The following is a 24,372-nucleotide window of genomic DNA, read 5'->3' as shown; positions in this document are numbered from 1 at the left end:
TTAGGTCAGACGGAACCGGATGGGGAGTGTGAATCGGGTCGCTACGTTCTTGCCTTTTTGTTTCCCGGGTATCCATTTGGGCATACCGCTTACTATGCGGAGTGCCTCGGCATTCAGTTCCGGCGATACTCCCCGCACTATTTTGGGGTCTCTTATATGCCCGTCTTTATCGACAATCATCTGTATGACAACCTGCCCTTGTATGCCCGCTTCCTGTGCAGCTGTAGGATATTTTATATTTTTGTACATATATGCTAAACAAGCTTTCATTCCACCGGGGAATTCCGTAGCCTGTTCAACTACATCAAAAATTTTATTTTCAAGATTCTTATCGGAAGTACTTGCCGGATCGGGCGCCTCATCTATCAGGTGAAACCGTACCGGGACGGTCATTCTGGTGGCTACAGCTATTCCTCTTTGTCTTCCGGGACGCCACTTAGGCATTTCTTTTATTACACGTAATGCTTCGGCGTCCAGTATTGGATGTACACTTTTTGCTACTGTACAGTCGGTAATCGTTCCGTCTGCCCGGATTATGAATTGGGTAACGACTTGCCCATGTATTCCGTTTTCCTGAGCGATAGCGGGGTAGCGGAGGTGACTGCTGATGAACCTTTTCATTTCTGTCACTCCTCCCGGAAATTCCGGCATTTGCTCAACTACTTCAAAGACAGTTTGTTCTTTTGGTTTTTGGGAGGTTGTTTGTCCGGCTGTATTGTCCGTTTGAGGTTGCGAAGCATCTGCCGTATGGGATGGGGTATTTTCTTCAGCCGGAACTTTCTGTTCAATCTGCTCTTCCACTGTTTGCATCATTTCTTTTGCGATGTTTTTAGTAGTACGTGCCACGGCTTCAATGTTGCTTACTATCATTAGGGCAAGAGCCAGCGGGAGAAATAACAGATATTTGGTCCGTCCTATCTCTTTGGTTCTTTTTTTATTCATCATTGTGATGCGATTCTTCAGTGGCAACACATTGAAACTGTTGGAGAGAGTGATTGTACTTTTTTGATGGGCCAATCCCAATAAGTGATACTGATAAGATTTTGAATCATGCCCGGCTTCCAGTACACGGTTGTCGGCCATATACTCCAGGTTGTTCCGTACTTCCCGTTTCATCAACCATGCAAACGGGTTGAACCAACAGGCGATACACATCAGTTCGCTGATGATAACATCTATGGAGTGCTTTTGTCGGGCATGCGTTCCTTCGTGAGTAAGGATTTCGCTTAACTCATTGTGCGGATGTGCTTGCGGATGAATGAAGATCCAATGGAAAAAAGAGAACGGACCACTTTCTTTGTCAAGCAAATAGACAGGAATTCCTTCTATCTGATCTTTCTGACAATGAAAACGCAACCGCAAAATACTGGCAAACTGGGCAACGAAGCGTATTAAAAGTAATACGACTCCTGCCCAATAGATGATATTTACTGTAGATAAAATAATGTTTTGCCAATCCGTAGTCGCAACTTCAGGAGTTATTTCAATTTCGGGCAATACAATGGTTGCGTATAAATCGGCCATTGCTACCATAGGTTCGTGCGATCTGATCCACTCCTGAATATTCAACACCGGGTAGAGTGGAGAAATGACAAAGAAGCAAAGCAATACAGTCCGTCGCCACTGAAAAAAGGTGTCTTTGTAGAAAAACAACCGATAGAAGGCGTAGAATAAAGCAATTGCTATATTTATCTTCAGGAAGTATGCCAGTTCGGGAGTCATGTTTTTCAGGGTATTAGCGATTAGTTTTCTTTTCCTTTCTCGATCATGTCGATGATTTCTTTCAGGTCGTTGGTCGATATCTTCTGGTCTTTTGCGAAGAAAGAAACCATTTCTTTGTAAGAGTTCTCAAAGTAGTTCCTTACGACTCCACTCATGAAACTTCGTTTATATTCGCTTTCTTTAATAGCCGGAGTGTACAGGTACGTATTTCCTACGCGCTGTGCCTTTACATATTTTTTCCGTTCGAGATTCTTCACGATGGAGGCCACCGTAGTGTAAGGAGGTACGGGTTGCTCAAATTTGGCAACGATGTCTTTCACGTAGCAACTTTCCAGTTCCCAGATGTAAATCATCACTTCTTCTTCTTGCATTGTCAACTTTTCCATGGAGTATGTTTAATTACGTTTATATCACAAAGCTACGAAACGGTCGTAACTAAACAAAGCGAAGTGTGTTAAATGATGTAAACTATGTATACTATGTTAATGTCTTGCGCATATAGTTTACTTATGCAAATACTCAATAAAAGGCAGAAGGAGACAAATGACTTCATGATTTTAATTTCAATGGTTAGCGTATCGTTTTGTTTATGGCTTGCTGGATTAGCTTTTCCATCACGCCGTACCCTTCAGAAGTAGGGTGTACTCCATCTTTGGTATAGGCGGGATTCAGAGCTTTGTCATTACCGCTTACCATCGATGAATAATAGTCTACAAACGGAATCTTGTTTGCTTTGGCGTATGCTTTCAGGCGTGCATTGAGTGAGGCTATCTTTTGTGGTGCATCTTTGATGGACGGATTCCAGCCAAAGCCAGCAGCCGGTAAAGTGGTAGTCAATATCACTTTTATATGGTTGGCTTTTGCCAGTTCCACCATCGAAACGATATTGCCAAAAGTCCGGTCTTCATGGTACGTTCCTGTATTCTCGGCAATGTCGTTGGTGGCGGCATTGATCACTACTAATGCGGGGGATAAATTGATCACATCTTCTCTGAAACGTACCAGGAACTGGTAAGAAGTCTGTCCACCGATGCCCCGGCCGATATAACCGTTGTTTTTGAAGAAATCAGGATGTGTGTTAACCCATCCTTCCGTGATGGAATTGCCTATGAAGACTACTCTCTTTTCATTTTTCTCCGGCTTGGGGAGTTCGGCATTTTGTTGCGCATAGCGTTGCAGGCTGGCCCAGTCTTTTTCTTGGGCATTGATTCCTATAAATGATGCTCCGAGGCAGAAGACAGCCATCAGCATCCAGCGGTGTATTATTTGTTTTTTCATTTTTGTAATATGCTATATCACTACAGAGTGACACAGAGTCCCACAGAGAAACTTTTTTCATAAATATTCCATTAGCAAGAGATGAAGACTCTGTGTGTTCTGTGGTGAACTTGATTTATATTCTATTTCATTTTAATTGTTCCGGCCCATCCCCCGTTGCGTACCATTTTCAATGTCATGCGGGTTTGATTGTTCACGGTAGACTCTTTTTTCTTGTAATCCATTGCTTGACGGTCAGCGTTAATGCCATCTTCAAATGAGGTTAACGTGAATGATTGTTCTGCCGGAAGGAATCCAAGGTCGATCTTGATGTTTTGTGGTTGATTGCCGGTGATACCTCCGATGAACCACTGTTCTCCTTTTCGTTTGGCTACGACGACTGCTTCACCTACTTTAGCATAAAGGACCTTGGTTTCATCCCAGGTGACGGGAACACTTGCGATAAATTCGGTACAGGGAAGTTCCCTGTAATAGTAAACCGGGTTGTCGGCTAACATTTGCAGACCACTTTCGAAGATGATGAAAAGAGCCATTTGGAAAGCACGTGTTCCTGAGCCCATGGCGTTGGCGCGGGTAGAACGGTTGTCTTCCGGCTGAGCGGAAATCATTGACCCCGGAGTGAAGTCCATCGGACCCACAGCATTACGCATAAAGGGTAAATAGATACTGTTTTCGGGTTTGCAGTTGCCACCTTGTTCCATGCCCAATACACCTTCGTAAGAGAGTACGTTCGGGTATTTCCGTTCCAGTCCCGCAGGCTTGAAGGCACCATGGAAATCCACAAATAGTTTATGTTTAGCTGCTTCTTGGGCTACACGTTCGTAGTAGTTTACCATCCACTGATCGCTGCGGTCCATAAAGTCTATCTTTACTCCCGCGATGCCCCAGTCGGCAAAAGTCTTAAAGAGATCGAAGTGATTCTCGACGGTAAGCCATGGTAGCCAGAGTACGATTTTCACGTTTCGTTCTTTTCCGTACTGAATTAACTCAGGGAGGTTGATAGTAGAATTGGGAGTAAACGGATCACGTGTGTTTTTGGCCCAGCCTTCATCCATGATGATGTAGGGGATGCCGAATCTGGAAGCAAAGTCAATGTAGTATTTATACGAATCCATGTTGTAGCCGGAACGGAAATCTACCCCATAGAGACGTGCATCGTGCCACCACTCCCAGCTCACCTGCCCCGGTTTGATCCAACTGTAGTCTTCAAGGACACAAGGAGTGGAAAGGTTATATACCATTTCGTTTTCAATAATCTCTTTGTCTTCTTTTGAGATTACCATCATTCGCCAGGGGAATGAACGCTTTCCGGTTGTTTTGGCAATATAATCAGCTTCTTTAGTGATCTTGAGGCTACGGTCACCATCTTCGCCAAATGCCAAAGGTGCTTTTGGGAAAAGAGATTGCATCCCATTCTTGCCGGTGCCTTTGAGGAACATACAAGGATAATCGAATAGGTCAGCTTCGGATATCAGGATTTTATATGCTTTGTCCGTTTCTATCAGTACGGGCAGGTAACTCATACGATCGGTGGCAGCATAGTTTTCCGTATCTATATGAGTATATGGATATTCGTAAGAGGTTTTAAAACCATCCGGTTGTGATAAGTGGGCTTTGTAGTTGGCAGGAAAATTAATTGCGAAATCTTCTCCCATTACAATGTTATCCTCTTTTTTGTCTGTAACAAAACGGTAAGCCATACCGTTATCGAATACCCGGAACTCAACGGCATAGTTTCCGCTGAAGTTCATCCTCAGCGTGTTACAGTGGTTCTTTACAATAGCATTTTTAAAAGGTATCTCACGTTTCACACTTTCGTCAATGGTTCCACGTTTCGTGCTCCGCAGCCTGGGATTGTCCCCCAGTGTTTCATTTTGCAGTTGGAGGTTGAGATAACAATCCTTTAATAGTTGGTTGTTATCATAAGACACTGAATAGTAGATTCGGTCCTTGATATCTACCGATACTTTAATGGCTCCGTTGGGAGACATTATGTCAATCACTTTAGCGTACACGCTATTTCCGCTTATTACTGCCAATGCGAGCAAAAGGGACATCATTTTTCTTTTCATAACATGTGTTTTATTATTGTATGTGTTGTGTTTACATCTTCCACTTGAAAATATAAACGCCTCGAATGTACTAATTATCTTTGTTTCAGACAATAGCTGTCCGATATATTTTCGGGTTGAATTGCAATAGCAGGTATTTCCGGATAAATCCGGAATAAATATGTGTATGTGATTATGAAAGAATAGGTTTTCCTTTGCCTTTCATTTCTTTGTATTTATCAATGACATGCTTACGGCTCTTGATGATCTGCCAGCGATATACCCAACAGGTAGTCAGGAAGTAGAATCCCGTTTGTATCCATAATGCTTTATATTCAAATGGGATCTCACTCAGTGTCGCCCCCATGTTATTGATCCGCACAAATCCGTTAATGCCGAAAGTAGACGGGAATATATAAGAGAAATATTTCCAGAACGGCGGTATGGCTGCTCCCGGCCAGGAGATTCCCGAAATAAACAGTAACGGAACAGACGTGAAGACGAATATCAGCATGCACGTTTCCCGGTTACGGATGGCAATGGACGCAGTCATGGCAAAGAAGATGCAAGCCATCAGATAGGGAAGGATAAATAACGCTAATGTACCCGGTTGTCCGATCTGGTTGAGGCTGAACATGCGGGGAACCGCACAAAGTACGTAAACAGATACGAGCGAATAGACCATGAAATAGCTTAGTCCTTTACCTATTACAATACGCAGCGTGCCGTTGTAATGCCGGTTGATGGGCACCAGATCTTTGAAGCGGTTGTTTTCGCGGGCGGTGCCGGCAGAAAGTCCGATACCCAACAGTAAAGTCTGCTGAATAATCAGGATTAGTACTGCCGGTATCAGAAAAGCGGCAAAACCGTTAGTCGGATTGAACATTGCCACGTCTTCATATTCGATGGGGTAGGCTGTGATCTCATCCTGGCGGTCGGTGGTATTGCCCGAACGGGTTATTTTGATATCTTCGTTCATGTCTAAAGATACGGCTGTGTTAGCCAGAAGCATACTTTTGTAATATAGCAGTCCGCTCATATCACAATAAATACTTACCTGAGTCTGTTTACCTTGTGCTATGTTATCACTAAATTCTTTCGGAATATAAATGATGCCATAAGCCAGACGGTCTTTCAGCATTTGTTTGGCTTCTTCCATATCGGCACAATACGCTACGATTTCTATATCGGGAGTGGCGTCCACTTTGCGCAGATATTCGCGGCTGAGTGAAGAGCGTGAATCGTCTACTACCACTGCGGGCACTTCGCGCACCACTTCGTTGGTATAGATGAAGCTATAAATCAACGGATATACCAATGGCACGAGTACGAAGAAAATCAATACTCCCTGGTCACGGAAGGTGGTTCCAAACTCCCGTTTCCAGATATAAAACAGGTCGTTGACTCCTTGTGCTATTTTATCTTTTAATTTTATATCTTTCATTAGGGCATGTATTTATAGTATATCAAAGCTTCCTTCAACCGGTGAACCACGAAGAAAGGAAGTAACATAAAAATCAATAACGCCATATAATTGGACCAGGAATAAGCCATACTGTATCCGTTGAGTGCCTGGTCTACGTAAATGAGAAAGTAATGCCGTAGTGGGAACAGGTTGCTCAATGCCTGCAATACCGGATTCATAGCCATTACCGGGAAAGAGAACCCCGATATGGAGAAAGAGATGACTCCCCATAATGATGCAAAACTCAATCCGAGGCGGAGTGTAGGCAAAGTGCCTATCATCACGATGCCACAACATTGTGAAGCCAGTACAAGGCACAAAGTGGCCAGCAGCATAGGGAGGATGCCACTGTTGCATGGAAAATGCAGGAATCCGTACAGGTATACATTATAAAATATACCCATGATGAAGAACACTACCGTTTGTGGAAAAAGTTTACCTGCCAATGCGATATAAATGGAGTTATTGCTCAGCCGCAACCACTCACGTGCGGTACGGTCTTTGATTTCCACGCCGATGGAGAATACCGTTACCATGAATATCATCAGCATAAGTACTCCCGGTACAAGGGTGTTGCACAAGTAGACCGAGTAGTTCAACCATGGATTCTGTATCGGGTGTGTATCGATGACTATTGGTTGGAGGTATCCCATGGCTTGGTCCTCTGTTGCACCTTTAGCGTACAGTACCGAACGGCTGACTGCCCCTGATGCAAGCTCGGACATCATCTTCATGTCTTTGAAAAGCAGTGAGCCGGCAATCAGGTACGAGTTGTTGGTATAGAAAGATATTTTGGGTTGTCGTTGGCTTTGAGCATCGGCCGACAACCCTTTGGGAATATAGAAGAACCCATAAATTTTGCCTTCCTGCATTGCAGTGCGGGCTTCATTCACACTTCCATAACGGGCCACGATAGCCGTTTGCCCGAAGGCATCCAAATTGCGGAGGATATTTCTCGAACTGGTTGAGTTGTCCAGATCGACAGCGCCGACAGGCATGTCGGTGGGTAGCCCCGAGTCCATCAGCGTGGTGAAGAAAATATAGCAGAATAACGGGGCTATCACCATGCAGAAGAGATAGAGCGGACGGGACACAAGACGGCGACATTCGCGCTTCATGACCAGCCAGAGGGCTATATATTTCTTTTCTCTTTCTTTCATTTTTTAAGGATGACTGACATTCCCGGACGCAGATTGTCTACTTTTTCAACCGGAGTAGCTTTTACTTCGAAAGTTTTCAGATCGAACTGTCCTGTAGTTTTAGTTGCTTTCCAGGCAGCGTAAGTACCCAGATCCTTCATGTAGTATACTTTCAGGCGAATCGTTTTGTTGTCCAGTGCGGGCACGATAGCGTCAAATTCAGATCCCATTGTCAGGTTCTTCAATAAATCCTCGCGCACATTGAATGTCACCCACATGTCATCCATCACTGCAATGTTCATAATCGGTGCGCCTGTGCCTACCAACTCGCCCACTTTGGGAAATATCTCAGAAACCTCTCCGGCTGTCTGAGCAATCAAATAAGTCTCTTTGATGTACGATTCCACTTCGGCAACAGCTCCTTTGGCACGGTCTACCAAAGCGGCGGCAGCCATTTTGTCCTCACGTTCGGCACCGTTCTTAGCCATGGTATATTGGGCCTTTGCTGCTTTTTCTGTGGCGATGGCTGCATTACGTTGCGCAGTGACTTCGTCCAGCTTTTGCGCAGGCATGACTCCCTGGTCGAACAGATTTTTAACACGCTTGTATGATTTCTCTGCTATATCGACACCGGCTATCGCCTTTTGCCACATTTCATAAGCTGCCTGGATCTGTTCCTGACGTGCCCCTTTGATTGCTTTTTCGTTTTGTGCCTGAGCAGCGGCTTCAGCTGCACGTGCCTGTTCCATTTTTGCCATTACGTCCGGAGCTTCCAGTATGGCGAGAGTGTCTCCCGCTTGTACTGTTTGTCCCTCTTTCACACGGAATTCCAGAATGCGTCCGGGAACTTTGCTCGAAACGCGGTATTCGGTCACCTCGGCCTGTCCCTGAATAATTTCCGGACCTTTGCGGAGCATGAAGAAACCGACAACTGCAACCAGTACAATAACTCCCAGCAGAGTGAGGAATGCAAGCAGCATATTGCTGTTCTGTGATTTTTGTGATGTCATCTTATTTACGATTTTACGATTTACGATTGAGATTGGCTTTCTCTAAATTTACTTATTCATTTTATTTCAGTGTTCCCAATGACTTCTGCAGGTAGATCTCTGTTAACTTCACATCAATCTGTGCATCGATCTTTTCCGATTGGGCCGACAACCAGGCAGTATGGGCTTCAAGTACGTTGCTTGGAGCAATTACTCCTTCTTCGAATCCAAGGGTGGCGTAGCGCAGGTTTTCGTCAGCTTTCTCAAGGTTCTTTTTCGCCATGGTCAGTTTCTTTGCTGCCTCGTTCACTTTGAAAGCCGATTGGTTGACCTGCAACTCTATTTTTTCTTTGGCATCTTCCAGTTGATACTGGGCGATGCGTGCTTCTGCTTTGGCTGCCTTTACTTTATAGAGGCCCTCTCCCCAGTGCCAGATGGGTAATTGGAGCATGATGCCTACATTCCACATTCCTTTGAATTTATTTTCAAAGCTGTTGAATACGGAAGGGTTAGTAACCATATAGTTTCCCATCAGTGCTAAAGACGGAAGATGCTCGGAGCGGGTTACGTTTATTTTTTGTTGATAAATTTTGGTTGCCAGTTCCAGGCTCCGTATTTCAGGCCGGTTGGCATAGGCTGTTTCAACCTCAAAGTCGGTAGTAACAGGCATTAAAGGAATGTCGTCGATGTCTTCGTCGGCCAATACGACGGGGGTACTCAGGTCGATGCCGCACAGTTGGCACAGTAGCATCCGCGAAAGGCTTAGCCCGTCTTCAACCTTTGTCAGTGTCATTTCGGCTTCGTTTACCTTCACCCGAACCGAGAGTCCGTCCGCTTTAGTGGCTACCCCTTCGGCAATCATCTTTTCTACATCACTGTCCAGTTTCTGCAATAGCTTCAGGTAGCTTTCCGCGAGTTTTTTCTTGTTGACCAACGAGATAACCTGCCAATAGGCCTGATCCGTGCTGAGAATCACCTCTTGCATACCCGAATTGTGCTGTTGGCGAGCCAACTCTTCAGCGTATTTAGTGATTTTGTTGTATGCCCGGATTTTGCCGCCCATGTATAATGGCTGTGTCAGGGTGATGACTCCTGCATATACATTGCGGGTATCGGTACGGAATGCGTCTATAATAGAACTTCCGGCTTCGTTCAAGGCCGGTACGATAGCCCCTCCCAGTTGCGACAAAGCCGGGGCCAGTTCAGGATGGAGCTGTCCGATGACTTGTGCAGCCTGCTGCAGTGGTCCGCTTATACTGTTTCCTAAGCCCGATAGGGCAGCTTTCTGATCACTGTTGAGCAGCGAGAATTCTTTTTGGTTACGCATATAGGCCCCTGTAGCAGAGAAGTTGGGTAAGTAGTTCGTAAAAGCTGCTTTGTTTTGATAGTGTGCAGCATTTATTTTCTCTCCGCTTATCAACAACTCTTTGTTGTTGGCAATGGCCAATGCACGGCAACTATCTAAGGATAGGATTCCCTGTGATTTCAGAGAGAAAGTAGTTGTCAGGAGAAAAAACAGAAACAGGATTTTTTTCATCGCATCTTATACATTATAAAGGTAATACTTCATTTTAAAGAACAATGCTTGCGGGTTGTTTGTTTATCCGGTTTTGTTCTTGTTATCCTTGTTAGGACAAGAAACAATAATTGCATAAACAACGATGCAAATATAAAGGGTTAATCTTAAAAAGCAAAACGATTTAATTTTTTTTGTTATTTAGGCCTGATGTTTGAATACCGGGCGATGTATTCTCGCTTTTTCAATTAACATTGTTAATCGCATTCTGGGGCTTCTTCTTTTCCAAATGCAAATAACAAGCCTTTTGCATTTAAATGACTTGTTATTTGAATCTAAAGAGCAAGCTTTAACACTGTGTTAAAGCAAGTCTTTTCCCAGCAAGAGTTTAGTGCTTTGAATGTCTTGTCTTTCATCTGTTTAAGTATCATCGTGTCTTTTTCTATCCAATAAGACTTAGCAGGCTGAAAGCCTGTATACTTGCTTATTTATCAACTATGGATTGATCCTGTCTTCCCGAATCATTTTTTTTCGTAATATTGTGTACCCGATTGCATACTTTAGTTGTAGTATAATAAACAACTATTGCGAATTGGTATTTAGCTTACTGGTTCAAAAGCCTTATTTAAGGTTTCTGTTTTTCAATAACACGAACAGAGAAGCAGAAAGGAAAGTTTCGTGGCAATAGTAGACAATAACCTTTTTATTCTTATATCTGGAGATTTCCAGATTGCGTTTTGAGCATCTTCGCATAACTGGGCCGGGAGCAACCCAATAGGGGGTATTTACCCGATTTACTGATATGGTTCGGATCAAAAGTGGCAGTAGCACGAATATTTAATTAAAAGGAGCAGAGGAATTATTTATTCTCTGCTCCTTCAATACCTATTCTTAATTGCTCCCTCCTTCTTTATTACTTTTGGAAAAAAGAGCCCTTGCTTTTTTCTGAACGATAGTACATTCCATCACCAAAAGTAAGATAATTATCTCCCACTGTTTGTCTGAATGCACCATTGATTATAATTTCATTACCTTCCTTTACATAGTTAAATGTGTTCAAAAGTTTTAATGCTTTGTAGTCTTTATCAAGGCTATACTTTTCAATTGTTTTTGCTCCGAAGAAAAGTCCTACTGCTTTTACACCACCTTCTACCCGTTCTTCAGCTTGAAATTGATGTATCCAGATTGAATTATTTAAAGAATAATCTGCTTCCTTATGACAAGACGACAAAGTCAACAAAATAATTGTGCAGATAAAGAAAGTTACTTGTTTTTTCATCTTTTAAATCGTTTAAATGTAAAGAAACTATTCATGCTTCTAAGATTGTAGAGAAAAAAGAAATAAAAATAAATCGATTTTCACTTTTTCATGTTTGTTTTTTTTGTTTATAATATTTTTTTTATCATAATTACTCTTCTGTTTTTTTTAATTAGAATCTATCAAAAATTAATAGTTCATGTTACATATAATACAATCCATATTAAAACCCTACTCAACTCGAAACACGAAAAAGAAGTTAATATATTATCATTCTTTCAATATATATGAAGCAGGCTTAACATTGATTTATTATAGAGACAGTTTTTTTACGTAAATTCCCTATTGAGCCAAAGCAATATCATTTAAACAAATGACTTCGTTCCCTATCAAATGAAAAATGTGCCTTGGGTAAATTCTTTTTCATTAACCCAGTGCCGGAAAGTGTATAAATGGATGTATCTAATTTATAAGACTTCGGGAGTAACTTCATCAATAAGATAGAATTGAAGTAATAAAAAAGAGGATGTGCCAGAAGCCGGTTACTTAGTAACCATTCTGGCGCATCCTCTTTTAAAGTATATGGTTTTAAAGTTTTAGTCCAATGTGAACTTCTGCGATCCAATCATCGTTCCGTCAGCAAAGATGTCTACCCGATAGTCGCCGGCATACAGAAACTCTTCCACATCCCAGAATACGTTAATAGTTTGTTCTTCCCCATTGTATTCGATGTACTTTTTGATAGAGTAGCCTAACGTGCGGTTTTCATAAGGGAAAGTATTTGACGGGCTTTTGGTCAATACATCGTTATCCGGTTTCGTTATCCGGATGTAGAGTGTCCGTTCTCCGGTTTCGGCAGTGATATTTTTGACAATCGTAAAACCGATGGCCAGTTTTACGATATCCTTTACTTTTTTAGCTTTTTTGCCACGTTTGTTGCGAGGTTCAATCCAGATATTGGTTGCATCCAACTGAGCAGCTAATGTAACTTTTTGATTAAGGTTCTTCTTTTCTTCAGACAAATTATTGATCTGGCGTGAAGCCGCATTGTATTTCTGCGTTACTTCTGCTATTACTTGTTTTTGCTGGGCGGTCAGTTTATTCAGCGAGTCAATCTGATTGATGTAACCGATCATTACTTTTCTCAGTGTTGCCAATTCTTTTTTCAGGCGTCTTATCTCTGTGGCGTTACTGCTCTTTACCGTACGGAGTTCTTCAAGCAGGCGTTGCGTCTTGACCTGCTCCTGAGCCAGCAAGTCTGCCAAAGAGTCGTTCGATACAGTCAGTTTCAGTTCGTCATATTGCTGTGCAAAGCGAGTGTACTCATTTTCAAGATCTTCTTTATCCAATTGGAATTCCTGAACCAGTTCACGGTTAGTCTGTTTTTCGGAGAATAACAGATAAGTAAGACCGATGAGCGCGAGCACCAGAACAGATACGGCAATGATCAGCAGATTCTTTTTATTCATATTCTATAAGGTTGAATGATAAAACGCTGCAAAAGTAATCATTTCAATACAGAGTAACACAGTCTATTCACTTTTCTTTAACTAAAATTATTATGGAAAAATTTCTTTAATTTCGATTATCGTTGTACTTTTGCCGTCACGAAAACGATACGAACTAATTATCAACTTTATTAAAATATAAGTATTATGTCAAAAGTAACCGTAGTAGGCGCAGGTAACGTAGGTGCTACATGTGCAAATGTACTGGCCTTCAATGAAGTGGCAGACGAAGTAGTAATGCTGGACGTAAAAGAAGGCGTTTCAGAAGGTAAAGCAATGGATATGATGCAGACTGCTCAGTTGTTGGGTTTCGACACAACAATCGTTGGTTGCACAAATGATTATGCTCAGACTGCTAACTCTGACGTGGTTGTGATCACTTCTGGTATTCCTCGTAAACCGGGCATGACTCGTGAAGAACTGATCGGGGTAAATGCCGGTATCGTGAAATCAGTAGCAGAAAATCTTTTGAAATACTCTCCGAATGCTATTATCGTAGTTATCTCTAACCCGATGGATACAATGACTTATCTGGCATTGAAATCACTCGGATTGCCGAAAAACCGTGTTATCGGTATGGGCGGTGCTTTGGATAGCTCACGTTTTAAATATTTCTTGTCTCAGGCTTTGGGTTGCAATGCAAACGAAGTAGAAGGTATGGTGATCGGTGGTCATGGTGACACTACTATGATTCCGTTGGCTCGTCTGGCCACTTACAAAGGACAGCCGGTCAGCACACTGCTGAGCGAAGAAAAGCTGAACGAAGTAGTTGCTTCTACTATGGTAGGTGGTGCTACTCTGACTAAGTTGCTGGGCACTTCTGCATGGTATGCACCGGGTGCAGCAGGAGCTTATGTCGTAGAATCTATCATCCACAACCAGAAGAAGATGATTCCTTGCTCAGTAATGCTTGAAGGTGAATACGGTGAATCTGATCTTTGTATCGGTGTTCCTGTAATCTTGGGTAAGAACGGTATCGAGAAAATCGTTGAACTGGAATTGACTGCTGACGAAAAAGCAAAATTTGCGGCAAGCGCAAAGGCTGTTCACGGAACTAACGCAGCTCTGAAAGAAGTTGGTGCTCTCTAATTTGAATGCCGGATTCTTAATCTGAAAATAGAATATGCGGACCTCACAACTCTTTTCAAAAGGGCTGTGAGGTTTGCTTTTTAATATACTTAAATAATACATTATGAGAAAACTCTTCATGAGTGCTGCGGCTCTTTTGTTTGCCGGAGCACTTTGGGCACAAGAGGGTCCGTTGTGGATGCGTCATTGTGCTATCTCTCCCGATGGAACTACCATTGCTTTCACCTATAAAGGTGATATTTTCACAGTACCGGTGTCCGGTGGCAAAGCTACACAGATCACTACCAATCCGGCTTTTGATACAACCCCGATTTGGAGTCCCGATAGTAAACAGATTGCATTTGCGTCCGACCGTATGGGAAGTCTGGATGTATTCATTGTGTCGAAAGAAGGAGGCGAGCCTCGCCGCCTGACCACTTTCTCGGGCAGCGAAACTCCGGTAGCTTTCAGTGATGCGGGACAGCTCTTATTTACTGCCGACATCATGCCTTCTGCCGAAGATGCTGGTTTTCCTTCGAATGGACAATTCCAGCAGATATATCAGATTCCGGTTACGGGAGGACGTCCTGTGATGTTTTCATCTATGCCGATGGAGTGCATCTCCATTAATAAGGAAGGGGCTATTCTTTATCAAGATAAAAAAGGATATGAGGATTACTGGCGTAAGCACCAGAAGTCACCGATTGCCCGTGATATATGGATGCTTCAGCCTGGACAGACTCCACGCTATGAAAAACAAACCACTTTCATCGGTGAAGACCGTGAACCGGTATGGGCACCGGACGGAAAGTCGTTCTACTATTTGAGTGAAGAGAATGGTTCGTTCAATATCTACCAGCGTATTCCGGGATCGAATGCATCCAAGCAGGTGACGCATCACACGCAGCATCCGGTACGTTTCCTCAGTATGGCTTCCAATGGTAATCTTTGTTATGGTTTTGATGGTGAGATTTATACGTTGACTCCCGGTGGTAAGTCGCAGAAAGTATCTGTGAAAATTCTGTCAGACAGAAATGATAAAGATTTGATTCGCCAGATAAAGACCAGTGGGGCTACTGAAATGGCTGTATCTCCTGATGGTAAAGAGGTTGCTTTCATTTTGAGAGGAGATGTGTATGTGACTTCGGTAGAATATAAAACGACAAAACAGATAACGAACACTCCTTGCCAGGAACGTGGAATCGATTTTGCACCCGACGGGCGTAGCTTGGTGTATGCTTCGGAACGTGGCGGACTCTGGCAGCTCTATACTTCAAGTATCGTGCGGAAAGATGAGAAACAGTTCACGTATGCTACAGAGTTAAAAGAAGAACGTCTGACCAATTCGGATATAGCTTCGTTCAATCCGAAGTATAGCCCGGACGGAAAAGAAGTTGCTTTCCTTGAAAACCGTACGGCAATTCGCGTCATCAATCTCAAAACTAAGAAGGTACGTACGGTAATGGATGCCCAGTATCAGTATTCGTACAGTGATGGTGATCAGTCGTTTGAGTGGAGTCCGGATAGTAAATGGATTCTTTCCGAATTTATTGGTATCGGTGGCTGGAACAATAAAGATATTGTGCTGCTGAACGCCGACGGTAAGGGAGAAATGCATAATCTGACCGAAAGCGGTTACTCAGACGGAAATGCGAAATGGGTTCTGGGTGGCAAAGCAATGGTCTGGTTCAGTGACCGTGCCGGATACCGTAGTCATGGCAGCTGGGGTGCTCAATATGACGCTTACATCATGTTTTTTGATGTAGATGCTTACGATCGTTTCCGCATGAATAAGGAAGACCTTGCTTTGCTTGAAGAAGCCGAGAAAGCGGAAAAGGCTGAGAAAGAAAAAGCTGAGAAGAAAAAGAAAGAAGATAAAAAAGGTGATAAGAAAAAAGACGCCAAAGGTAAGAAGGATGGAGAGGAAGAAAAGAAGGAGGAAGTGAAGCCACTGAAATTCGATCTTGATAATCGATTCGATCGTATTGTGCGTCTGACTGTCAACTCTTCTTTCATGGGTGATGCTGTTTTGACTCCGAAAGGTGATAAGCTCTATTATCTGGCAGCGTTTGAAAGCGGTTATGATTTGTGGGAACACGATTTGAAAGAGAATTCAACAAAGATTCTGTTGAAAGGTGTCGGAGGCGGTTCGCTGTTGCCCGATAAGAAAGGTGAGAATATCTTTATGTGTACCGGTGGAGGTATGAAGAAAATTGAAATAGCCGGTAGCAAGACAACGCCTATTGCATTTGAATCTTTCTTCGACTATCAGCCGGGTGGTGAACGTGCTTACATTTTTGATCATGTTTGGCAGCAGGTAGACGATAAGTTCTATGTGAAGGATTTGCAGGGAGTAGACTGGCCTTTGTATAAGAAGACTTATGAAAAGTTCCTGCCACATATCAACAATAATTATGACTTTGCCGAACTGCTGAGCGAGATGCTCGGAGAGTTGAATGCTTCACATACCGGAGCTCGGTACTCTGGTGTAGGAGGGGCGTTACCTACAGCTTCATTGGGGGTATTTTATGACGATACTTATACCGGTGACGGGTTGAAAATAAAGGAAATCATAGAGCAGAGTCCTTTCACTTTGAAGAAAACAGATGTAAAGCCGGGTTGTATCATTGAAAAAGTAGATGGTACTCCAATCAAAAAAGGAGAAGATTATTTCCCGTTATTTGAAGGAAAAGTAGGGCGTAAAGTGCTGCTTTCTGTTTACGATCCTGCTACAAAAAAGCATTTTGAAGAGACAGTGAAGGCGATTAGTTACGGTGCGCAGCGCGAATTGCTGTATAAACGATGGGTAGAGCGCAATCGCAAGAAAGTAGAAGAGTTATCAGGCGGTCGTTTGGGATATGTACATATCAAGGGCATGGATAGTCAGAGTTTCCGTAAGATGTACTCCGAACTGTTGGGGCGCTACCGTAACAAAGAAGCCGTAGTTGTAGACGTTCGCCACAATGGTGGTGGTTGGTTGCACGACGATGTGGTGACTCTCCTTAGTGGCAAAGAATATCAGCGTTTTGTTCCTCGCGGACAATATATAGGTAGCGATCCGTTCAATAAGTGGCTGAAGCCCTCATGTATGCTTGTTTGTGAAGACAATTACAGTAATGCGCATGGTACTCCTTATGTATATAAGACATTAGGTATCGGTAAACTGGTAGGTACTCCTGTAGCCGGAACTATGACAGCTGTATGGTGGGAACGCCAGATTGATCCGAGTCTTGTATTTGGTATTCCGCAGGTAGGCTGCATGGATATGCAGGGTAACTATCTGGAAAATCAGACACTCGAACCGGATGTGCTGATTTATAATGAACCTTCTGCTTCGTTGAAGGGAGAAGATGCACAATTGAAAGCTGCGGTAGATTGCTTGTTGAAGGAGCTGCCGAAGAAATGATGGGGTAATTGCGTTTTATGCTCGATTAAAATGGAGAGGTCACCTTTGTTTAAAGGTGGCCTTTTCTTATTATGTGGATAAAATGATCTATTTATTGTTAAATACTTGCTTTTTAATGTGAAATACTATAAATATAGTTTTGTGTCTATATTTATAGTTATATATTTGTGCCATTCCATTCAGGTTGTATCCCAAATACTTGATGAATAGAAGTATAATCTAAAATTACTTGGTATGAGTGAACAGAAAGAATTGACAAAAGCAGAACTCCAGATCATGCAGGTGCTTTGGCGGAAAGAAAATGCTTTTGTGAATGAAATCTTACAGGATTTGGAAGAGCCGCGTCCGGCGTATAATACAGTGTCTACCGTACTGCGTGTATTGCAAAACAAAGGCTTTGTAGCTTATCGTAGTTTCGGAAAGAATTATCAGTATTATCCGTTGGTTTCAAAAGAGAGCTATACGAATCGTTTTATGAACCGGGTCGTAGATAACTTTTTCAGTGGTTCGGTGAAGGCGATGGTTTCGTTCTTTACCAAAAAAGAAAAGATGTCGGTACAGGAGATCGACGAACTGATTGAAATGTTGAAGGAAAACAAAAAGGAATAAGGTATGATCGATATTGATTGTAACGAATGGGCTATTCTTCGTTTCATAGGAGCTTCATTTGTGTTATGGCTGTGCTATTACTTGTTGTTCGATCGAAAAGCCCCGTTTAACCAGTGCCGGAATTATTTGCTTTTTTCGGTACTGCTGGCCGGAGCTGTATCGGTGGTACGCATCCCGGTTTATCCGGTGGAGGTGGTGCGGCCGATAAAGATGGAACGGGTGGTTGTAAAGCAAGAAATACAAATGGATAAGACTTCATTGGTACAAGTAGAAAATGATGGGATACAACCGGATACGCTCGCAGCAGTGCAGGCGGAGGTTAGTGAAGCAATTGTACCCCGAGTGGAAGAAGAAATAGCGGAAGAACCTTTTTATGCTTCGTGGGATTACTGGCAAATAGTCTGGATTGTATATGGATTGGGAGTATTTGTCCTTTTGATGCATTTATTGGTCGAAATGGCACGTATCTGGCGTTTGAAGCGTTGGGGAAGTTGTACGATGGAGGCTGATGGGATTTGTATCGTGCGTAACAATGAAGTCGTTTCACCATTCTCGTTTTACCGGATGATCTTTATCAATCGGAAGTTAGAAGGAGAAGTGTTGCGTATAGTTCTGCTCCATGAAAAGGCACATATTCGTAATCATCATTATCGGGACACTTTATTTATTGAAGGTTTATCCATCTTATGTTGGTTTAATCCGTTTGTCTGGCTGGTAAAGCGTGAACTGCGGGCTCTCCATGAATTTCAAGTGGACCGTTGTTTGCTTTCCGGTGAGATTGAATTATTTGAATATCAAAGCATCTTATTCGAAGAGTTGATGGGATACAGCCCGAAGGTTGCAAATGGTTTTCATAATTCATTAATTAAAAAACGATTTATCATGATGAAACATCAATATAAAGAACGTTTCGCCGGAGTGCGCAAAATAGCGTTGCTTCCTTTGTGTGCGGGTGTATTGGCTTTATTTTCTTTTACGGAAAAGCCGGTTCTGATTGAACCTGTATTGCCGATGGTATCTGTTTCGATGAAAGCAGAAACTCCCGAAGTCGTATCTAACGAAAAAAAGATGGATAGCGTAGGTGATGAAGAGTGTTTTCTGCTTTTGGACTCCCCAAAGATAGTTCATTACATACAGTCGGGAGAGGCGCATTTAGTTAAATCCGGATCCAGTCAACTACTTGCTAAGGTTACAACTCCTGTATCGAAAATGCTGGATACGCTCTCGGAGGAGAAACCGAATCAGACTTCTCTGCACGGAAAAGAGGCTGATTATACTGTTGGCGTCGATTTACCTGCAGATCAGGTTGTATTGTCGCGTGCACCGTATAAACGAAGTATATATGTACGCTTTATTGAACGGACGAAAGAAGATACACGCGTTACTTTGGCCATACCGATATATTATGACCGGCACTGGTTACAGTTCGAAAAGGGATTGTCCATAGTAGACGAAGATACGAAAGATGTTTATAAGATTCGTTCACTTACCCGCGGAATTGAACTAAATCAGACTTATTGGGTTGTGGGACAAGAAAAGCAAATGCTGGAATTTACACTGGTCTTTCCTCCTCTTGACCGAAAGGTAAAAAAGATTAGTATCCGCGATTGTTTCCCGGAAGAAAGGGGATTGACACCTCCCAATGGCAGTTCATGGAGGTTGGAGAATCTGAAAGTTGACGATTTCCTTCCGACTGCCGCCCGAATAGCTGAGTATGATAGAGAGGGGCGTCCACTGCGTTCCGATAAATTGGAAGAAGTAACTCTTAATGCAAGTCAATTAGCCGTTTCTTCACGCCGGGGTGACGGAAGGTCTCGAATTCAGAAAATTGAAACTTTACCGGAGAAGACGTTGGTTGTCTTGAATATACCTATTCATTTTGACCGTCATTGGTTGGTCATAGGTAAGGGATTGTGTCTTGTTGATTCCAGAACAGGTGATGAATATCCGATTCTGGAAGAGGCGCATGGCATTGCAATGAATAAATTACTGTGGGTAGAAGGCTGTGAAGGACGTTCTGTGTTGTTGACACTCGTTTTCCCGAAGTTGCCAAAGAAAGTAAAAACAATCGATCTTTATAATAAATATCCGGATGCCGGAGTTATTTCACCAAGCAATGGAAGCAGCTGGGATTGGCGGAAAGTAAAGATTAAAGATTATCAGAAGGAACCCTATAAACGCATTATATTGTAGCCTGCTCTACAGTATTGATCTATTTTAGGCACGGATGTGGCAGATAAACAGATACTCTTGATTCTGTGGAATCTGCACGATCCGTGCTTATCATTTTATTCAACCTCAAAGACGGTAAGTACCGCTGCATGGTCTGATGCCCACACATAATCTATCTCGGGAGCCGTACGTACTATTTTGGATGATAATACTTTCAGCCCTCCTTTATAATAGATGAAATCGATACGGGACATTTGCATTTGCCCGTAGATGGCGGCAACAGTGCCTCCCTGATATGCAACTTCGTCCGGATTCTTCTCACGGAAACTATCTTTGAAACCATTTTCCAACATATAGCGGGAAGCGGGGAAAGCCACCGGACCGTATCCGTGATGCAATGGTTTGGCTCGTTCTGTCCAGTCAAGATGGCTACACGAGTTGAAGTCACCGGTGATAATGACCGGCATGTCTGTTTCCTGGTTCGGTACAATATCCTTTGTATAGATATTGCGGATATCGGGCAGTGCCAATATGGAATCTTCAGCGACCCAGACAGAAGGATCCAGTCCTTTCTCAGCGTAACCACTTGTATATTCCGGGCGGTAGGCATAACGAAGCCAACAGTCTACAAGCATTATCCGCTTACCGTTTGGTAAGGTTATTTTGGCTGGGTTCGATTTGAAGGGTTCCCGCCATGCTATGGGTTCCAACGGAAAGCGGCTGTACATGGCCAGGTTGTCTTTAAGAGAATGGGTTTTGAGATGATACCCTAATGAATCTGCCAGCATTTGTTGGATGCCATATGCTTCTTGCATCATGATCACGTCTGCATGGGTGCTTCGGATCAGGTCGAATACTCGCTGCTGCCCCTCGTTACCCAGATGAATACCTCCATGCCAGATGTTCCATTGAAGCACTTTTACTATATTGGAATGTGTTTGGTTGTTGCAAGTCACTTGTTTACGGACCTCTTCGGTAGCTGTTTCGGGAATATACTGTTTTCCGTTTAGGCGGAAAGAAGGTACGGAGGCATATAATGTATGTCCGGGAGTTGCCTCTTTTCTGACGTCGAATGTAAGAAGGAAATAGTTGATCCCCGGTTGTAACAGGATCTCTTCTCCCTGCTCCGGGCAGAGAGTCATTGACTGTTCGGGGGTATGCCCGTTGCCAAACAGTTCTTTGCGTTGCACGGATCGTGCCTCACTCCCGGTAGAATAAATATGGATTTGCTCAATATCTGCAAGAGTGGTCGTGCCGGTGAAATCGAGTTTCAGCTCTGTCAGTTTCAGCGGTTTCCGGGAACCTTGTACGGCTATTCTCAGTTTTAGTGCCTGGTCGTCTTTGCTTCCTTGATCCACATCCCATTCACTTTGGATGACTACGGCATTGAATAACTGTTGTTTTCCGTCATACTCTTTAAATGCGGTATTATCGTTAGAGACTGCATAAGCCAGCGGAGCTTTTCCATTGTATTTGTTGCGCCCATTGCGGATATGGTAAGCCTGATGTCCTTTGCCTACCCAATTGATGGATGTTTCTTCTTTCAGGTCGTCGAAGTTATAATATCCCCACAAGGATTTAAAAGCGGGATGACTGGCTTCTACGGGGCGATTCATCCATTGACGGATCGTTTGTTCCGGTAAAGCTTTGCGCCAAATGCGTACTTCATCAATCAATCCGCCGAAAGTATAATATACATCGTGAACTCCGATAGCACCGGGAAGGATGGAAATTGCCGTATCGGCTTTGGCCACTTGTTTTCCATCAAGATAAAGTATGGTCTGCTTTCCGTCACAAGCCAGTGCCACATGGTGCCATTGGTCATCCAATGCTTCCGGTGCCGAAAGATTGGCACGGGTAGAGTGAAGTTTGCCTTCTTTTACGACCAAAGGCAGATAGTCCACCCAGTTCAATTCACTGTATTCACCTCCTCCGATGATAACTTCAAGACTGTCCCATTTACAGTCGTTACCTTTAATCCAGGACTCCAAGGTCCACGAAGGTTCCAGAATTCCCATACCTGTCCGTACGTTATTGTCTTTCCCGTCGAGGCAGAGGGCGAGATTAGACTTCCCGCCTTTTGAGGCAGGAAGTTTACCCTGCATCTGCAGGGAGCAGCAGATGCAGAGGATGAATATTATTACATATTTCATTATGAATTTATTTGGTTTTGAAAGTCACGGTCCATGGTTTTGAACGTTTACCACTGGCCGAAATTACAGTAAACTCTTTGCTCAGTCCACTCCAGTCCTGATAGCCTCCGAGTGAAGGAGACAGGGTGGCTCCGGAAGAGAGTGTGCAGGTGGCAAAGACATTGGACAGGTCAGTGCCGTTTTCTACGGTAATGGAGACGATACCTTCATCCGAAAGAATAACAGGGGTACCGATCTCTTCTTTATCCTGGTTATACACTTTAAAAGTCAATATTTCCGTTTTGTCATAATTCGGTACGTCCGGTATGTCGGGTTGTTCACACGAGACAAAGAGGCAGCCGGCAACAAAGCAGCAAATCAGTATAGAAATTATTTTATTCATAATCATGCTATATTTAAAATGTGATGAAATCAATCGTTAATATCCCGGGTTTTGTGTCAGTACGCTGGAGCGGACAATCTCGTCGTGAGGAATCGGTGTCAGGTACAAACGGTCATTCCAGGTACGGATGTCTGTTTTGGTTATCTTAAATTCCGTCGGTGAGACAAAGCGCACTCCATGCAGGGTCGTTTGGGTTTCGGGACCGACTTTCCAGCGGCGTACGTCGTAGAAACGTTGTTCCTCGAAAGCAAACTCGATGCGGCGCTCTTTCCGAATCAGTTCACGCAATTTTGCCGGATCGGATTCCGTAAGCGCAGGTAAGCCTACTCGTTGACGAATCACATTGACAGCTTTCCGGGCACCTTCTACATCACCGGTTTCAAGGCGCGCTTCTGCATCATTCAGATAAATCTCTGCGTAACGGAGGATGATCCAGTTGGTACTGAAGTCCGGACTGCTGGCGCCTGCGTACGGATAGTTATAGTTATCATAATCGATCCATTTCCAAACATTGTATCCGGTAAGTGAACCATCGCCTTTATCAGGAGTATCCATCAGATAGCGGTCTACAGTTACAGCACCCTTATCTGCATTGAAGAAAATCTGGGAACCATGGAAAACGATGTTGGCATAGAATCTTGGTTCACGTCCTTCATAGATGCCACAAGTATTGATGTCGAATACCTGATCGGCGGGAGCCTGTGAGTATTGCGTGGCAGGTGAGCCATCTGCCATTTCAAATGCGTCAACCAGTTCTTGGGTCGGGCCGAGGCCACCCCATCCGCGATCACCATATTTATCGTTGATATACGTCACCATGTTGCACACCATCATGTTGTTGTAGACATCCGGGCTTTTGTATTGGATGTCGAAGATGATTTCTTTGTTATCTTTGTTGGTAGTCCACCAGATAGAGCGGTATTTTTCCGGAGTAGTGCCATCTACCAGTTCATATCCCAGTTTGTATACTTCGGCACAACTCTTGATCACGTCTTCGTAGCGTTTGTCATACAGTTCCACTCTTGATTTCAGTGCATAAGCAGCACCTTTGGTGGCACGTCCCTTTTCTCTTGAACCATAAGACGCCGGCAACATTTCGGTTGCCTTTTTGAGGTCGTCCAGAATGAAGTCATAACATTCTTTCTCGGACGAACGGGGAATTTCCCAGTTATCCTCCATGGTGAGTACTTTATCCAGTAGAATGACACCGCCATATCGCTTTACCATTTCGAAATAGAACATGGCACGCAAGAAGTGAACTTCTCCCGTAAGTCTTGACTTCTCGCTTTCTTCGATGGTAGACGTACCGATTCGTTCGAAAAAACGGTTGCATTTACGTACCTTTACGTAATAATCTTCCCATACATCGTCATCCTGAGGGTCGGAAGCGCTGACCATATCATAGTTGAATTTGAAATAGCTTGCACGCCATTTATCCCGTTGTGCTGAGACAGAATTGTCACTTCGGTTTTCCTGTAATTGCTGTCCGTCTACGGAAATTTCACTATATAGATCGTTCACGTAATATTTCACCAGTGTTTCGTCCGACCAGAAAGAATCGTCGGCGATTTCGTCCAGTGGAGCTTTGTTCAATACATCGCACGAACAGAAGAGCAATACAAATATGCAGAACAGGGCTGTATTTATCTTTTTCAT

General features: G+C 43.3%; 17 protein-coding genes. 4 read left to right on the top strand and 13 right to left on the bottom strand.

Features of this window, described 5'->3' with window-relative positions:
• The 10 genes from R3O62_RS01020 to R3O62_RS00975 form a co-directional block, all read right to left on the bottom strand.
• Positions 1-1,722 carry a M56 family metallopeptidase gene (locus tag R3O62_RS01020; protein ID WP_005811139.1) on the bottom strand — a complete coding sequence of 574 codons (1,722 nt, stop codon included), beginning with the start codon at positions 1,720-1,722 and terminating at the stop codon, positions 1-3.
• Positions 1,723-1,742: 20 nt separating this feature from the next.
• Complete coding sequence (locus R3O62_RS01015; protein WP_005782465.1) at positions 1,743-2,108, bottom strand: BlaI/MecI/CopY family transcriptional regulator; 366 nt, start codon at positions 2,106-2,108, stop codon at positions 1,743-1,745.
• A gap of 184 nt (positions 2,109-2,292) precedes the next feature.
• Positions 2,293-2,973: an SGNH/GDSL hydrolase family protein gene (locus tag R3O62_RS01010; protein WP_005811136.1), complete on the bottom strand. Its 681-nt coding sequence runs from the start codon at positions 2,971-2,973 to the stop codon at positions 2,293-2,295.
• 149 nt (positions 2,974-3,122) lie between these two features.
• The gene (locus tag R3O62_RS01005) at positions 3,123-5,072 is read right to left on the bottom strand and encodes a glycoside hydrolase family 97 protein (RefSeq protein ID WP_005811134.1); all 1,950 of its coding nucleotides are present in this window, start codon (positions 5,070-5,072) and stop codon (positions 3,123-3,125) included.
• Positions 5,073-5,244: 172 nt separating this feature from the next.
• Positions 5,245-6,495, bottom strand: coding sequence for an ABC transporter permease (locus tag R3O62_RS01000; protein ID WP_317473003.1), 1,251 nt, complete (start codon positions 6,493-6,495; stop codon positions 5,245-5,247).
• Positions 6,495-7,676 carry an ABC transporter permease gene (locus R3O62_RS00995; protein WP_317473002.1) on the bottom strand — a complete coding sequence of 394 codons (1,182 nt, stop codon included), beginning with the start codon at positions 7,674-7,676 and terminating at the stop codon, positions 6,495-6,497. The genes R3O62_RS01000 and R3O62_RS00995 overlap by 1 nt, the downstream gene beginning before the upstream one ends.
• Positions 7,673-8,665, bottom strand: a complete 993-nt coding sequence (locus R3O62_RS00990; RefSeq protein ID WP_005782476.1) for an HlyD family secretion protein — start codon at positions 8,663-8,665, stop codon at positions 7,673-7,675. Before R3O62_RS00990 ends, R3O62_RS00995 begins: the two co-directional genes overlap by 4 nt.
• A gap of 61 nt (positions 8,666-8,726) precedes the next feature.
• Complete coding sequence (locus R3O62_RS00985; protein WP_317473001.1) at positions 8,727-10,181, bottom strand: TolC family protein; 1,455 nt, start codon at positions 10,179-10,181, stop codon at positions 8,727-8,729.
• An 892-nt stretch (positions 10,182-11,073) separates the two neighbouring features.
• Complete coding sequence (locus R3O62_RS00980; RefSeq protein ID WP_005782482.1) at positions 11,074-11,439, bottom strand: hypothetical protein; 366 nt, start codon at positions 11,437-11,439, stop codon at positions 11,074-11,076.
• A gap of 575 nt (positions 11,440-12,014) precedes the next feature.
• On the bottom strand, positions 12,015-12,887 hold the full coding sequence (locus R3O62_RS00975; RefSeq protein WP_005782494.1) for a hypothetical protein: 873 nt from the start codon (positions 12,885-12,887) through the stop codon (positions 12,015-12,017).
• A 186-nt stretch (positions 12,888-13,073) separates the two neighbouring features.
• On the opposite strand from R3O62_RS00975, the gene mdh reads away from it, so the two are divergent.
• The 4 genes from mdh (at position 13,074) to R3O62_RS00955 (ending at position 20,202) form a co-directional block, all read left to right on the top strand.
• Positions 13,074-14,015, top strand: coding sequence for a malate dehydrogenase (gene mdh, locus R3O62_RS00970; protein WP_005782497.1), 942 nt, complete (start codon positions 13,074-13,076; stop codon positions 14,013-14,015).
• A gap of 103 nt (positions 14,016-14,118) precedes the next feature.
• Complete coding sequence (locus R3O62_RS00965) at positions 14,119-17,400, top strand: S41 family peptidase (protein WP_250746867.1); 3,282 nt, start codon at positions 14,119-14,121, stop codon at positions 17,398-17,400.
• Between the two features lie 234 nt (positions 17,401-17,634).
• Positions 17,635-18,009 carry a BlaI/MecI/CopY family transcriptional regulator gene (locus tag R3O62_RS00960; protein ID WP_005782501.1) on the top strand — a complete coding sequence of 125 codons (375 nt, stop codon included), beginning with the start codon at positions 17,635-17,637 and terminating at the stop codon, positions 18,007-18,009.
• A gap of 3 nt (positions 18,010-18,012) precedes the next feature.
• The gene (locus tag R3O62_RS00955) at positions 18,013-20,202 is read left to right on the top strand and encodes a M56 family metallopeptidase (RefSeq protein WP_250746868.1); all 2,190 of its coding nucleotides are present in this window, start codon (positions 18,013-18,015) and stop codon (positions 20,200-20,202) included.
• Between the two features lie 95 nt (positions 20,203-20,297).
• Here the strand turns inward: R3O62_RS00955 and R3O62_RS00950 are convergent, their stop codons facing one another.
• The 3 genes from R3O62_RS00950 to R3O62_RS00940 are packed head-to-tail and all read right to left on the bottom strand — an operon-like array spanning position 20,298 to position 24,372.
• Positions 20,298-22,334 carry a BNR-repeat neuraminidase N-terminal domain-containing protein gene (locus R3O62_RS00950; RefSeq protein ID WP_250746869.1) on the bottom strand — a complete coding sequence of 679 codons (2,037 nt, stop codon included), beginning with the start codon at positions 22,332-22,334 and terminating at the stop codon, positions 20,298-20,300.
• Positions 22,335-22,341: 7 nt separating this feature from the next.
• Positions 22,342-22,716 (bottom strand): hypothetical protein, encoded by a 375-nt coding sequence (locus tag R3O62_RS00945; protein WP_005811122.1) that lies wholly within the window; start codon positions 22,714-22,716, stop codon positions 22,342-22,344.
• A gap of 36 nt (positions 22,717-22,752) precedes the next feature.
• Positions 22,753-24,372, bottom strand: a complete 1,620-nt coding sequence (locus R3O62_RS00940) for a RagB/SusD family nutrient uptake outer membrane protein (RefSeq protein ID WP_250746870.1) — start codon at positions 24,370-24,372, stop codon at positions 22,753-22,755.

Origin of the sequence: Bacteroides hominis, from assembly GCF_033042785.2 — a bacterium.
In the GTDB taxonomy this organism is placed as follows: Bacteria; Bacteroidota; Bacteroidia; order Bacteroidales; family Bacteroidaceae; genus Bacteroides; species Bacteroides hominis.
This window is presented reverse-complemented; position numbering and strand designations above follow the sequence as displayed.

Coding starts and splice junctions, on each gene's coding strand:
- R3O62_RS01010 (WP_005811136.1), bottom strand. CDS start 2,973: ATGCTGATGGCTGTCTTCTGCCTCGGAGCATCATTTATAGGAATCAAT.
- R3O62_RS00950 (WP_250746869.1), bottom strand. CDS start 22,334: ATGAAATATGTAATAATATTCATCCTCTGCATCTGCTGCTCCCTGCAG.
- mdh (WP_005782497.1), top strand. CDS start 13,074: ATGTCAAAAGTAACCGTAGTAGGCGCAGGTAACGTAGGTGCTACATGT.
- R3O62_RS00960 (WP_005782501.1), top strand. CDS start 17,635: ATGAGTGAACAGAAAGAATTGACAAAAGCAGAACTCCAGATCATGCAG.
- R3O62_RS00965 (WP_250746867.1), top strand. CDS start 14,119: ATGAGAAAACTCTTCATGAGTGCTGCGGCTCTTTTGTTTGCCGGAGCA.
- R3O62_RS00945 (WP_005811122.1), bottom strand. CDS start 22,716: ATGAATAAAATAATTTCTATACTGATTTGCTGCTTTGTTGCCGGCTGC.
- R3O62_RS00955 (WP_250746868.1), top strand. CDS start 18,013: ATGATCGATATTGATTGTAACGAATGGGCTATTCTTCGTTTCATAGGA.
- R3O62_RS00995 (WP_317473002.1), bottom strand. CDS start 7,676: ATGAAAGAAAGAGAAAAGAAATATATAGCCCTCTGGCTGGTCATGAAG.
- R3O62_RS00980 (WP_005782482.1), bottom strand. CDS start 11,439: ATGAAAAAACAAGTAACTTTCTTTATCTGCACAATTATTTTGTTGACT.
- R3O62_RS00940 (WP_250746870.1), bottom strand. CDS start 24,372: ATGAAAAAGATAAATACAGCCCTGTTCTGCATATTTGTATTGCTCTTC.
- R3O62_RS00975 (WP_005782494.1), bottom strand. CDS start 12,887: ATGAATAAAAAGAATCTGCTGATCATTGCCGTATCTGTTCTGGTGCTC.
- R3O62_RS01015 (WP_005782465.1), bottom strand. CDS start 2,108: ATGGAAAAGTTGACAATGCAAGAAGAAGAAGTGATGATTTACATCTGG.
- R3O62_RS00990 (WP_005782476.1), bottom strand. CDS start 8,665: ATGACATCACAAAAATCACAGAACAGCAATATGCTGCTTGCATTCCTC.
- R3O62_RS01000 (WP_317473003.1), bottom strand. CDS start 6,495: ATGAAAGATATAAAATTAAAAGATAAAATAGCACAAGGAGTCAACGAC.
- R3O62_RS01005 (WP_005811134.1), bottom strand. CDS start 5,072: ATGAAAAGAAAAATGATGTCCCTTTTGCTCGCATTGGCAGTAATAAGC.
- R3O62_RS00985 (WP_317473001.1), bottom strand. CDS start 10,181: ATGAAAAAAATCCTGTTTCTGTTTTTTCTCCTGACAACTACTTTCTCT.
- R3O62_RS01020 (WP_005811139.1), bottom strand. CDS start 1,722: ATGACTCCCGAACTGGCATACTTCCTGAAGATAAATATAGCAATTGCT.